Origin of the sequence: Vibrio sp. V30_P3S12P165, assembly GCF_009904905.1 — a bacterium.
GTDB classification, from domain to species: domain Bacteria; phylum Pseudomonadota; class Gammaproteobacteria; order Enterobacterales; family Vibrionaceae; genus Vibrio; species Vibrio fujianensis.
This window is the reverse complement of sequence record NZ_WXWH01000073.1, coordinates 24,601-36,903: the sequence shown is the minus strand read 5'-3', so window position 1 is coordinate 36,903 and position 12,303 is coordinate 24,601. Positions and strand designations below refer to the sequence as shown.

Genomic DNA, 12,303 nt, shown 5'->3' with positions numbered 1-12,303 from the left:
GAATAAATATTTCTATGGTGGTGATTATTTTACTAGAAGAATAATCGATGACGAGAAAATAATAGTTAAATACCCATTTTATACCGCTGAGAAAGTAATCGAAAGGTTTTATAAATCTAAACTATGCAGTGAGAATGATAATCCGGGTTTAAATCCGTCATTCCGCACCTAATTTAGCCAGTTTTACTTTTTCTAGGTCGGTGAAGGGGGCTGCTTCGATAAACTAAGCTAGTATCAGTCAGGATAAGACGTTAAGAGAATGCCCCCCCCCCCCTTCATATAGCTAGGTTTAGAGACAAAAAAAGACGTCCTAGGACGTCTTTCTTCTGGAATTTGGCTCCCCCTGCGGGACTCGAACCTGCGACATACGGATTAACAGTCCGCCGTTCTACCAACTGAACTAAGGGGGAATCAATTGTTGTTGCGGATGTTAGCGACTGGCATTCAAAGTGTCAACTCATACGGTGTGAAAAAAATAGTTTTTTTTACATTAAGGACTTTACTTTTCTGTATCCCTTATCCTGTTTGGCCCCAATTTACTTATCCACCAAATTTGTGGATAAGTGTGTTGATGGTTGTTGGGTAATTATTTCTTTTCTATTTTTATTTTTATGTTTTAGCAGTGTAATCGATTTCTTTTCTGCTTAACTATCTGTTTTTAAGGGTTTTTATTGCTTTATCAACAGATAAGAAAAGTGGGTAGTTAATAGCGTGAAATATACAAATTTTAAATGTATTTAAGAAAAATGGGGAAAACCAGTGGATTATTTACAGGTTAATGCCGGGGAGGGGTATCACTAGGGTTGAGGATAATAGCAAAGTAAAAAGAGGTTGGCTACGATTTGTTGTGAACTTTTAGCGATCTACCACGCAAGATTTTTCTATAAGAGCCAGCGTTTTTATTCTTTTGTTACTCGTTAAGATGGCCGGTTTAGATTTGAACGGACGCGCTGACTTTATTGAGCGAACACTATCCTGCTGGAGAGAAAAGCATTCAGCTATTTTAAACGTTAATGCAACACTTTTACTTGCTAGTCAAGGCTGGGATGCGGAGAATATCCGGTATAAAAATCGCTAACATGGAAAGATGATAATGAGCAAAGCATTTGAGTTGGTTTCGCACTATCAACCTTCGGGAGATCAGCCCGCAGCAATTCAGCGCCTGTTAGAAGGGATTGATGCAGGACTCGCGCATCAAACATTATTGGGTGTCACCGGATCGGGAAAAACCTTTACGTTAGCCAATGTGATCGCTCAAGCGCAGCGTCCGACGATTTTATTAGCACCGAATAAGACCCTAGCCGCTCAACTGTATGGAGAAATGAAAAGTTTTTTCCCACATAATGCTGTGGAATATTTTGTTTCTTATTATGATTATTATCAGCCTGAAGCTTATGTTCCGACAACCGATACCTTTATCGAGAAAGATGCTGCCGTTAATGCCCATATAGAGCAGATGCGTCTTTCTGCAACCAAAGCGTTACTCGAACGAAAAGATGCCATTATCGTGGCGTCGGTCTCTGCCATTTATGGTTTGGGCGACCCTGACTCTTACCTGAAAATGATGCTGCATTTACGTCGTGGTGATGTGCTCAACCAACGTGACATGCTTCGTCGTTTAGCTGAATTACAATATACCCGTAATGAAATGGCATTTGAGCGTGGTCAGTTTCGAGTCCGAGGCGAGGTCATTGATATTTTTCCTGCTGAATCGGAACAAGAAGCCGTTCGTGTAGAGATGTTTGATGATGAGGTGGAATGCATCAGTTTATTCGACCCGTTAACGGGAGCCATTAAGCAGCGTGATTTAGCGCGTTATACCATCTACCCTAAAACGCACTATGTTACGCCTCGAGAGCGAATTCTGGAAGCCATTGAGCAGATCAAGCAAGAGCTACAGCTTCGTCGTCAATACTTGCTTGAACATAATAAGTTACTGGAAGAACAGCGCATCACGCAACGGACTCAGTTTGATATCGAAATGATGAATGAATTGGGTTTTTGCTCTGGTATCGAAAACTATTCTCGCTATCTGAGCGGCCGTAGTGAAGGCGAGCCGCCACCCACGCTTTTTGATTATTTACCTCATGATGGTCTATTGGTAATCGATGAATCACACGTCACGGTGCCACAAATTGGCGCAATGTATAAAGGGGATCGTTCACGTAAAGAAACGTTAGTTGAATTTGGATTCCGCCTGCCTTCTGCGTTAGATAATCGACCATTAAAATTTGAGGAGTTTGAAGCGCTCGCACCACAAACGATTTTTGTGTCCGCGACCCCGAGTCAGTATGAGCTAGAAAAATCGGCTGGTGAAGTGGTTGAACAGGTGGTTCGGCCCACAGGGTTACTCGATCCGGCACTGGAAGTTCGCCCGGTTACGACTCAAGTGGATGATCTGCTATCAGAGATTCGATTACGTTCAGTGAAAAATGAGCGAGTTTTGGTCACGACGTTAACCAAACGTATGGCTGAAGATCTCACCGAATATTTGCATGAACATGGGATAAAGGTGCGCTATTTACATTCAGACATTGATACTGTTGAGCGAGTTGAGATCATTCGTGATTTAAGGCTTGGTGTGTTTGATGTTTTGGTGGGTATCAACTTATTACGAGAAGGGTTAGATATGCCAGAAGTCTCTTTAGTGGCCATTTTAGATGCCGATAAAGAAGGCTTTTTGCGCTCTGAACGTTCATTAATCCAAACGATTGGTCGCGCGGCTCGACATCTGGAAGGGAAAGCCATTCTTTATGCTGATACCGTAACAAAGTCGATGAAAAAAGCGATCGATGAAACCGAACGTCGCCGAGAAAAACAACGTGCCTATAACGAGAGCATGGGCATTCAGCCACAGGCTTTAAAGCGTAGTATTAGCGATATCATGGAGCTAGGCGATGCGACTAAGGCACGTAAACAAAAAGTGAGCCGGGTGGTGCCTTTGTCGAAAGTCGCCGAAGAGAGAGCCGAATATAGACACTTAACCCCTCAACAACTAGAGAAAGAAATCTTAAAATTAGAAGGACAAATGTACCAACACGCACAAGATCTTGAATTTGAGTTAGCGGCGGCTAAGCGAGATGAAATAGAAAAATTGCGGCAGCAATTTATTGCGAATAGTTAGCACATGATACGAATCGTTAGTGCGGGGTAAAGGCAAAAAAATAGCCAATAGAAAAAGGTCTATTGGCTGATATAGTATGAATATAGTATTCACTAACAACGTCAGTTGGCTAGGTGACCCGTTAGGGTCGCTTTTAAATAAGCATGTTTCATGCCAAGTATAAAATTACTGGTTTATGAGGATATTACGCGACATTGACCGCTCATTAATAACAGAATAGCAATATGAAATTTGCAAAATGCAACTCTTAATGCAATGATTAATCAAAATGCAAATAATAAATGGCTGGGTTATGCAACACACTGAGAATCACTTCAAATCAAAACATCTACTTATGGTCGAGGATACCGTTTCGGTCGCTGCGCTGTATCGTTCCTATTTAACGCCATTAGAAATTGATATCACTATTGTTGGTACCGGACGCGATGCCATTGAAAGTTTAAATCAACGTAAACCGGACTTAATTTTACTTGATTTGCGCTTGCCAGATATGACTGGGATGGATGTGTTGCGAGCGGTCAAAGAGCGTTCACCGGATGTGCCTGTTATTTTTATGACCGCGCATGGTTCGATCGATACCGCAGTGGAAGCGATGCGTTATGGCGCTCAGGACTTTTTAATTAAACCCTGTGAAGCGGATCGGTTACGGATTACCGTGAATAATGCAATTCGTAAAGCTTCTAAATTAAAAAATAATCCTAGCCATGCGAATAATTCTAGTTATCAAGGGTTTATTGGCAGTAGCCAGACCATGCAATTGGTGTATCGAACGATTGATTCTGCGGCCAGCAGTAAAGCCAGTATTTTTATCACGGGAGAAAGTGGTACCGGAAAAGAGGTCTGTGCTGAAGCGATCCATGCGGCGAGTAAACGTGGCGAAAAACCGTTTATTGCCATTAACTGTGCCGCGATACCAAAAGACTTAATTGAGAGCGAATTATTTGGCCATGTCAAAGGCGCATTTACTGGCGCTGCCGTTGATCGGCAAGGTGCAGCAGAGCTAGCGGATGGTGGCACTCTGTTTTTAGATGAATTATGCGAAATGGATTTGGACTTACAAACCAAGCTATTGCGCTTTATTCAAACCGGGACTTTTCAAAAAGTCGGCTCCTCAAAAATGCATAAAGTTGATGTGCGTTTTGTGTGTGCGACCAACCGTGATCCTTGGAAAGAAGTTCAAGAGGGGCGTTTTCGCGAAGATTTGTACTATCGATTGTATGTCATTCCTCTCCATTTGCCGCCACTAAGAGAGCGAGGGGAGGATGTGATTGAAATTGCTTACTCATTGCTTGGGCATATGGCCAAAGAAGAAGGAAAGGAATTTGTTCGTCTCTCTCCTGAAGTCATTGAACGCTTTAAGCATTACGAATGGCCAGGAAATGTACGCCAATTACAAAATGTGTTACGTAACGTGGTGGTGCTTAATAATGGGCAAGAGATTACCTTGTCTATGTTACCGCCACCGTTGAATTTACCGAGTACTCAAGAACGTTTAGTGTCTCAAACGATGGAATCTGTGCTTTCTGTGCATGATATCTTTCCATTATGGGTGACAGAAAAACAAGCGATAGAACAAGCCATTAAGGCGTGTGATGGTAATATTCCCCGCGCTGCGAGCTACTTAGATGTTAGCCCATCAACAATTTATCGTAAGTTACAAGCCTGGAATGAAAAAGAGCAAGAGCGAGAGAAGGAAAGGTAATCGCCCATGGAATGGATCAACCGCAATAAGATTGAGCGCTTATCACAAGAGATTGGCGCAGAAAACTTGCCACTCTTAATCGAGATATTTTTAAGCGAGCTATCCACATATCAGAAAAATTTATCTGATGAAAAAAATGCAGGACGGCTCGCTTACTTGGCTGAAATTAGTCATGCCTTAAAGAGCAGTGCTGCTAGCTTTGGCGCTGATAGACTGCATGCAAAGGCTCAAGCGCTCGACCATCAATTCAAGCAAGGGATAGCCATAGACGAGGCTATTGAAGTGGCGAGTATGATTGATAAACTCAAGCATACGGCCCATCATTATGATCAATTAATCAATTAATCAATTAATCAATTAATCAATTAATTGCTCTTCAATCGCTTGACGAAGCTTGACGCGATCGTGTCGCCAGTCACGGTTGGGTGAGGCTAGGTCACGAGTGATGCAGTTCCACTTATCCAGTAATTCAGGGTGAGGTTCGGCTCCAAGAATCACATCGATTTCACGTGCTTGGCAAGCTCGTTCACACCATTCGAGTTTTTTGGCCAAACTCATTCGCCCTGCTGGCCCGTATTCTGGCGAGAGGTTTTCCACAAAGATAAGTTTAGCTTGAGTATTATTGGCAATAGCGTGGCCGATTTCTGGTAACAGCAATGGTGGCATTACACTGGTCAGAAAGCTGCCTGGGCCAAGAATAATGGCGTCAGCATGCTCAATCGCGTGGACACCTTCCCGAGTCGCCGGGACTTCTGGGTCAAGATCTAGCCTTAACAAGTCTTGCTGCATTTCATCGACGCTTGTTTCCCCTGTGACCCATTTCCCTTCCGTCGATAGTGCGGTTAAATCTGCAGGGTGTTCAGACATGGGGACGATATTCACATCGACTTTTAGCATGTTGCGGATAAGGTTGATCGCATCCAACGGCCTGACCGAGAGATGGTCAAGTGCCGTCAGCATCAAGTTTCCTAGATTATGCCCATTTAACTCACCCGCGCCTTTAAATCGGTACTCAAACATCATTGAGCTGATCGATGGCTCGGTAATTAACTGATTAATACAGTTACGAGTATCTCCCCACGCAATACCGCCTTGGCAATGACGAATGCGCCCTGTCGATCCGCCGTTATCGGTTGTGGTTACAATCCCAGTTGCGTTGCTGCCAAAAACGTTTAATGCCGCCAATACTCGGCCTAATCCGTGACCACCGCCAATGGCGACCACCTTTTTATGTTTATAGAGGCTCATACATTTCTTCTTATGCCCTGCGGTGCCTTAAAATTTAGAGTAATTCAGCGACAGATGGTACTCATTTTCAGGTAATTTGAGTGACAAGTAAGTTTTTTTCGTGCTGGTACTGGAATCACACACCAATATTAAGTATTTTAGCGCCTAGCTGCAATTGAGAGGACACTCTGACCTCTTTAGTTGCCATAACTCCGAGCTTAGTGTTGCTAAGTCTATAATGATAAGTGACATAAGCCAGTGACTTCACGTCACAAGGGCCTAACTGGAAATGGTTATGCCTCCCGTATTTGGAAAGGTGTTCCGTGGCGCAACAATTTGAAGATCGATTTCAACGCAAGTTTTATTATTTGCGTTTGTCTATTACAGACGTCTGTAATTTTAAATGTACCTATTGTTTACCCGATGGTTATCAACCTTCGGGGAAAAAGAATTCCTCCTTTTTAACCTTGCCTGAAATCCATCGCATTGTCAGTGCATTTGCTCACTGTGGTACTTCTAAAGTCAGAATTACTGGCGGAGAGCCAAGCTTACGTAAAGATTTTACTGAAATCATACACACGGTTGCCGGTGAGAAAGGCATTGAAAAAGTCGCAACGACGACCAATGGCTATCGTATGGCAAAGGGAATTGACGAATGGAGACAAGCCGGGCTGACGGATATTAATGTCAGTGTCGATAGCCTTGACCCTCGTATGTTTCAACAAATTACCGGTGAAAACCGCTTTTATCAAGTCATGCAAGGGATTGACCGTGCCTTCGAAGTTGGCTTTGAGCAAGTCAAAGTCAATGTAGTATTGATGAAAAATCTCAACGCACAAACGATGCCGCAGTTTCTGGCTTGGATTAAACATCGCCCGATACAACTTCGATTTATTGAACTGATGCAAACGGGGGAGATGGACTCGTTGTTTACTCAACATCATGTGTCTGGTATTGCGTTGCGCAATCAACTCATAGCTGATGGGTGGCAACTTAAGGCTCGCGGTAAAAATGATGGGCCAGCCCAAGTTTATCGACATCCTGACTATCAGGGTGAAATTGGGCTGATTATGCCGTATGAGAAAAACTTCTGCCATAGCTGTAATCGCTTACGTATCTCAGCTCTTGGCAAGTTGCATTTATGTCTATTTGGTGACCAAGGCGTTCAATTGCGCGATCTGTTGCAAGATGATGAGCAGCAATCAGCATTGATTCAACGTATCCAAAGACAACTACAGAATAAATCCGTAAGCCACTTTTTGCATGAGGGGAATACGGGAATCACACCACATCTTGCTTCTATCGGTGGATAGTGGTGTGACTTAGGGTCTGTCGACCTTTCGAATAAAATTTAATCGCGAAAGGTCAACAGACCCTAGCAACGAATAAATAGTGAAGGTGAATAAATGGGGCATGCAGAAAGTAAATTTCAACCGGCGAATATTGCCGTATTAACCGTGTCAGATACACGGACGGAAGACAATGACACCTCCGGCCGTTATTTAGCGGATCAACTTATAGAAGCGGGACATCAGCTAGTTGATAAACAAATTGTCATTGATGATATGTACCAAATTCGTGCCATTGTCTCCCAGTGGATTGCTGACGAGCACGTTCAGGTTGTTTTGATTACGGGAGGTACAGGGTTTACTTCGCGTGACAGTACGCCAGAAGCATTAAAACCCTTATTTGATAAAGAGGTTGAAGGTTTCGGCGAGCTATTTCGTATGGTGTCATATGAAGAGATCGGAACCTCTACTATCCAGTCTCGTGCTGTGGCTGGGTTTGCTAATCATACGGTGATTTTTGCCATGCCCGGTTCGACCGGAGCGTGTCGAACCGGCTGGACAAAAATTATTAAACAGCAGTTGGATGCCAGCCACCGTCCTTGTAATTTTATGCCGCACTTGAGCCTATAAAAGGGAGCATGATGAACCAGTTTAGTCATATTAATGCCAGTGGTGAAGCTAACATGGTTGATGTCTCTGCCAAGCGAGATACTGAGCGAGAGGCCAGAGCAGAAGCTTATGTGCGCATGGCACCTGAAACCTTGCAACTGATCATTTCGGGGCAGCATCATAAAGGTGATGTATTTGCAACGGCGAGAATTGCCGGGATTCAGGCAGCAAAAAAAACTTGGGATCTCATTCCGCTTTGTCACCCTTTATTGCTGTCAAAGGTCGAAGTGAATCTTGAAGCTTTAGTACATGAAAATCGAGTTCGTATCGAGTCGGTGTGTAAATTAGCAGGAAAAACCGGGGTTGAAATGGAAGCATTGACCGCAGCCTCTGTTGCCGCATTAACGATTTACGATATGTGTAAAGCGGTACAAAAAGACATGGTGATTGAACAGGTTCGTTTACTTGAAAAAGTGGGCGGTAAATCAGGACACTTTAAGGCAGAACAATGATCAAAGTACTTTTTTTTGCACAAACTCGAGAATTGCTCGGGTGCGATCAAATAGAGCTTGAGGCTCGTTTTGAAACGGTAGAAGCACTTCGTCATTATTTATCTCAACAAGAAGGCAAGTGGCCACTTGCCTTACAGGCTGATAAATTACTTGCCGCTGTTAATCAATCGATTGTCCCAATGATGCATCCTCTACAATCGGGAGATGAAGTCGCTTTCTTTCCACCGGTAACTGGAGGCTGATCAGCATGAATTCAAACGTTTCCGTTCAATATGACGATTTTTCTGTTGCTGATGAATACGCCGCTTTAGCACAAGGTAGTGGCGCTGGCGCGATTGTGACTTTTGTCGGCAAAGTGCGTGACATGAATTTAGGCGATGATGTGGTTGGGCTGCATTTAGAGCATTACCCCGGTATGACGGAAAAAACACTGGAGGCTATTTGTGAGCAGGCCCTGAGTCGTTGGCCTTTACAAAAGGTTCGAGTCATTCATCGAATTGGTGATATGGATGCCGGTGAGCAGATTGTCTTTGTTGGCGTTACCAGTGCTCATCGCCATGCTAGTTTTGAGGCTTGCGAATTTATTATGGATACATTAAAGACCCAAGCACCTTTTTGGAAAAAAGAGCGCACCACGCAAAGTTCCCGTTGGGTTGAGTCACGCGACTGCGACCATCAAGCCGCCCAACGCTGGTAGCCATTGAGTTTGCCAGCGTGTGCTGGCTTCCTCTTATCGACGATTCACCCCCTTCTCTGGCCAGTCACTACTGGTATCGTTAGTTTCTCAGATAAAAAATATTGATTTCTATTTAGTAAAATCAAGAAATTAGTCAACACTTACTGTATAGGCGTAGTTCATGACGCAAGGAGACAGTAATGGATTCATTGAAAGTAAGAGACTACATGACCGTTCAAGCGGTTACCTTCAGCCCCGATATGTCACTGAGTGCCGCTCTTGAACGAGTAATGCATTCTCGTCATTTAGGGGGGCCAGTCATTGATGAGCAGAAACGAGTTATTGGGTTTATATCTGAACAAGATTTACTCGATAAACTGATTAAAGTGAGTTATTTCTGTCAAGATACCCACATTGTCAGTGACTGTATGCATCAAGAGGTGCTTTCTGTTTCACCCGATACGTCGATCATTGAACTCGCGGATATGATGAAAGTCGGTAAACCGAAAGTGTATCCAGTCGTCGAACAAGGTAAGTTGGTGGGCATCATTACTCGGCGTGATGTGTTGCTGGCGATAGCGAAAAATTTAACCGCGTGTTTCAAGAATCCGGTTTAGTTTTACCTTAATTTTTTTTAATTTCTTATAATTTCTTAATTTATTGATAACAGTTAAATTTGTAGATGATGCCCATAGGTTTATGGGCATTTTTTGATTAATTATTTTATCTCATTAAGGTCTTGACCTTGGAGTTAACTCTAAGGTTTATGCTTTATACATACTCAGTCAAGGAGCTTTATTTATGTGTGTAAAGCATGAAGGTTGTTGTGCTACTCAGCCATCTGATTTTGATCAACCGTCGACAGCGTGTTGTTCCACAAACCTGAATCATGCAGGGCAGCATGGTGTTACGTCCAATAGTACCTCTTGTTGTGGTGGACGTTGTTGTGACAGCACTGCACTCGAAGAGGAAGAGCCTATTATAGCCAAGGCGTTGTATCAGCAAAGCTGGCAAGTCGTGGGGATGGATTGTCCATCTTGTGCGAGAAAAATAGAAACGGCTTTGCAGAAAGTGACTGATGTTGTTGATGCAAAAGTTCTGTTTACGACGCAAAAATTAATTGTGCAATTTAACCAAGCGGAAACCGCGAATCGTGTAGAGCAAGCGGTCACCAATGCTGGATTTGCGATTCAATCGTCAATGAAGGCAGCATCGGATCAAGGGCAACAATCAGTACCCTGGTGGTTACAACCAGACAACCTCCGTATTGGCACTATTGGTGCTGCAATGGCGATAGGAGCTATCGCTGCTCCGTGGTCAACAGAGTGGGCGATGTGGATCTTTACACTAACTTGCCTATTCGGCCTGTTCCCGATTGCACGAAAAGCCTGGAAATTGGCCCAGTCGGGAACGCCTTTTGCCATTGAAACCTTGATGACCGTGGCGGCTTTGGGGGCTTTATATTTAGGTGAAACGGCTGAAGCGGCTATGGTGTTGTTACTCTTTTTGATTGGTGAACGGCTAGAGGGAGTGGCCGCGGCCCGTGCTCGCTCAGGCGTACAGGCTTTGATGGCGCTAGTCCCTGATATGGCAACTAAAATCGATCAGCAAGGTCAGCGAACGGTAGTTTCAGCCCAGCAATTGCAACCCGGTGATAGGGTCGAAGTGGCTCCGGGGGGACGCCTACCCGCCGATGGTACCCTGCTGGATCCGGTGGCAAGCTTTGATGAAAGCGCACTCACGGGGGAGTCGATTCCTATTGAACGGCAGCAAGGTGAGGCTTTATTCGCTGGGGCTGTTGTCGTCGATCGAGTGATTCAGATGGGGATTACCTCTCAAGCTGGAGAGAATGCAATTGACCGAATTTTGCATTTAATTGAGGAGGCTGAGTCACGTAAAGCACCGTTGGAACGTTTTCTCGATACGTTTAGTCGCTGGTATACTCCGCTGATGATGGCCGTGGCTTTGGCTGTTGTGGTGCTTCCTCCTTTGTTGTTCGCGCAACCTTGGGAAACTTGGACATACCGAGGTCTAGCATTGTTATTGATTGCCTGTCCATGTGCGTTGGTTATTTCGACGCCAGCGGCCATAACCTCAGGCTTAGCGGCAGGTGCTCGACGAGGAGTATTGATTAAAGGCGGAGCAGTATTAGAACAACTTGGTCGGATTCAAGTCATGGCGTTTGATAAAACGGGAACGCTCACGCAAGGAAAGCCGCAAGTCACCGATATTATTGATCTGATCGCATCTGAACCTACTTGGTTGAGCGCGGTTGCTGCGATTGAACAAGGGTCAACGCATCCACTCGCGACATCATTAATTGAAGCGGTCAAGTGTCGCGGATATTCAATGATCACGGCTATCGATAAACAAGCGTTGATTGGGCGAGGGATAACCGGTGTCGTTGATGGGCAACGTTATTCTTTATTATCGCCGAATAAATTGCCAAGAGCATTAGATTCGTCGCTTCAAGCCCAGATCATTGGTTTAGAGAATGAGGGAAAAACGCTGGCGATAGCGGTTAAAGATCAGCAGCCGGTCGGCATTATCGCATGGCAAGATACATTAAGAGATGATGCCAAAATCGCGATTGCGCAGCTGAAACAACTGGGTATAAAGAGCATTATGCTCACGGGGGATAACTCCCGTAGTGCTGCCGCCATTGCTCAGACGTTATCCATTGAATACCAAGCTGAGTTGTTACCACAAGATAAAGTTACCTTTATTGAACAACTGGCTGAGCAACATCAGGTCGCGATGGTGGGTGATGGGATTAATGATGCCCCCGCGATGAAACAGGCGAGTATCGGTATTGCCATGGGGGGCGGTACCGATGTTGCGTTAGAAACCGCAGATGCCGCCTTAACGCATAATCGACTGTTAGGGTTAGCCGGTATGATCCAGCTTTCACGGGCAACCCTGAATAATATTCGTCAAAATGTGACGTTAGCTCTTGGCTTGAAAGGCATTTTTTTGGTCACCAGCTTACTGGGTATTACTGGTTTATGGGTTGCGGTATTAGCCGATAGTGGCGCAACGGCATTAGTGACGTTAAATGCTTTACGCCTATTACGTTTTAAGCCCGCGCGTGATACTTCTTGGTAAGAGATTACTTGTGTGATCACATGGTTATCTAGCGTTGATAGGAATCTTTATTACATAAA

At 44.3% G+C, this 12,303-nt stretch carries 11 protein-coding genes, 1 tRNA gene and 1 riboswitch; of the genes, 10 read left to right on the top strand and 2 right to left on the bottom strand.

Annotated features, from left to right (window positions below; translation table 11 throughout):
- Window positions 1-334: 334 nt before the first annotated feature.
- A tRNA-Asn gene (locus CAG57_RS13890) sits at window positions 335-410 on the bottom strand.
- A gap of 683 nt (window positions 411-1,093) precedes the next feature.
- Here CAG57_RS13890 and uvrB point away from each other — a divergent pair.
- The 3 genes from uvrB (at window position 1,094) to luxU (ending at window position 5,171) form a co-directional block, all read left to right on the top strand.
- On the top strand, window positions 1,094-3,124 hold the full coding sequence (gene uvrB, locus CAG57_RS13885) for an excinuclease ABC subunit UvrB (protein ID WP_161430546.1): 2,031 nt from the start codon (window positions 1,094-1,096) through the stop codon (window positions 3,122-3,124).
- Window positions 3,125-3,416: 292 nt separating this feature from the next.
- The gene (gene luxO / locus CAG57_RS13880; RefSeq protein WP_099611657.1) at window positions 3,417-4,826 is read left to right on the top strand and encodes a quorum-sensing sigma-54 dependent transcriptional regulator LuxO; all 1,410 of its coding nucleotides are present in this window, start codon (window positions 3,417-3,419) and stop codon (window positions 4,824-4,826) included.
- Window positions 4,827-4,832: 6 nt separating this feature from the next.
- Window positions 4,833-5,171: a quorum-sensing phosphorelay protein LuxU gene (gene luxU, locus CAG57_RS13875; RefSeq protein WP_161433898.1), complete on the top strand. Its 339-nt coding sequence runs from the start codon at window positions 4,833-4,835 to the stop codon at window positions 5,169-5,171.
- 12 nt (window positions 5,172-5,183) lie between these two features.
- Here the strand turns inward: luxU and CAG57_RS13870 are convergent, their stop codons facing one another.
- Entirely contained in the window at window positions 5,184-6,074 is an 891-nt protein-coding gene (locus tag CAG57_RS13870; protein WP_099611385.1) for a YvcK family protein, read from the bottom strand.
- Between the two features lie 177 nt (window positions 6,075-6,251).
- Window positions 6,252-6,388, top strand: a riboswitch (molybdenum cofactor riboswitch).
- On the opposite strand from CAG57_RS13870, the gene moaA reads away from it, so the two are divergent.
- The 7 genes from moaA to CAG57_RS13835 all read left to right on the top strand — a co-directional run bounded on the left by moaA (window position 6,377) and on the right by CAG57_RS13835 (window position 12,244).
- Complete coding sequence (gene moaA, locus CAG57_RS13865; RefSeq protein ID WP_099611384.1) at window positions 6,377-7,366, top strand: GTP 3',8-cyclase MoaA; 990 nt, start codon at window positions 6,377-6,379, stop codon at window positions 7,364-7,366. (Overlaps the previous riboswitch by 12 nt.)
- Before the next feature lie 93 nt (window positions 7,367-7,459).
- Window positions 7,460-7,972 carry a molybdenum cofactor biosynthesis protein B gene (moaB, locus tag CAG57_RS13860; RefSeq protein ID WP_099611383.1) on the top strand — a complete coding sequence of 171 codons (513 nt, stop codon included), beginning with the start codon at window positions 7,460-7,462 and terminating at the stop codon, window positions 7,970-7,972.
- Between the two features lie 11 nt (window positions 7,973-7,983).
- A complete protein-coding gene (gene moaC, locus CAG57_RS13855) occupies window positions 7,984-8,463 on the top strand; it encodes a cyclic pyranopterin monophosphate synthase MoaC (RefSeq protein ID WP_099611382.1) in 480 nt (159 codons plus the stop codon).
- Window positions 8,460-8,705, top strand: a complete 246-nt coding sequence (gene moaD / locus CAG57_RS13850) for a molybdopterin synthase sulfur carrier subunit (RefSeq protein ID WP_099611381.1) — start codon at window positions 8,460-8,462, stop codon at window positions 8,703-8,705. Before moaC ends, moaD begins: the two co-directional genes overlap by 4 nt.
- 5 nt (window positions 8,706-8,710) lie before the next feature.
- Entirely contained in the window at window positions 8,711-9,160 is a 450-nt protein-coding gene (gene moaE / locus CAG57_RS13845; protein WP_161428277.1) for a molybdopterin synthase catalytic subunit MoaE, read from the top strand.
- 179 nt (window positions 9,161-9,339) lie between these two features.
- Window positions 9,340-9,756: a CBS domain-containing protein gene (locus CAG57_RS13840; protein WP_099611379.1), complete on the top strand. Its 417-nt coding sequence runs from the start codon at window positions 9,340-9,342 to the stop codon at window positions 9,754-9,756.
- A gap of 184 nt (window positions 9,757-9,940) precedes the next feature.
- Window positions 9,941-12,244 carry a zinc/cadmium/mercury/lead-transporting ATPase gene (locus tag CAG57_RS13835; RefSeq protein WP_161428049.1) on the top strand — a complete coding sequence of 768 codons (2,304 nt, stop codon included), beginning with the start codon at window positions 9,941-9,943 and terminating at the stop codon, window positions 12,242-12,244.
- The last annotated feature ends 59 nt before the right edge of the window (window positions 12,245-12,303 follow it).

Coding starts and splice junctions, on each gene's coding strand:
- uvrB (WP_161430546.1), top strand. CDS start 1,094: ATGAGCAAAGCATTTGAGTTGGTTTCGCACTATCAACCTTCGGGAGAT.
- luxO (WP_099611657.1), top strand. CDS start 3,417: ATGCAACACACTGAGAATCACTTCAAATCAAAACATCTACTTATGGTC.
- luxU (WP_161433898.1), top strand. CDS start 4,833: ATGGAATGGATCAACCGCAATAAGATTGAGCGCTTATCACAAGAGATT.
- CAG57_RS13870 (WP_099611385.1), bottom strand. CDS start 6,074: ATGAGCCTCTATAAACATAAAAAGGTGGTCGCCATTGGCGGTGGTCAC.
- moaB (WP_099611383.1), top strand. CDS start 7,460: ATGGGGCATGCAGAAAGTAAATTTCAACCGGCGAATATTGCCGTATTA.
- moaC (WP_099611382.1), top strand. CDS start 7,984: ATGAACCAGTTTAGTCATATTAATGCCAGTGGTGAAGCTAACATGGTT.
- moaD (WP_099611381.1), top strand. CDS start 8,460: ATGATCAAAGTACTTTTTTTTGCACAAACTCGAGAATTGCTCGGGTGC.
- moaE (WP_161428277.1), top strand. CDS start 8,711: ATGAATTCAAACGTTTCCGTTCAATATGACGATTTTTCTGTTGCTGAT.
- CAG57_RS13840 (WP_099611379.1), top strand. CDS start 9,340: ATGGATTCATTGAAAGTAAGAGACTACATGACCGTTCAAGCGGTTACC.
- CAG57_RS13835 (WP_161428049.1), top strand. CDS start 9,941: ATGTGTGTAAAGCATGAAGGTTGTTGTGCTACTCAGCCATCTGATTTT.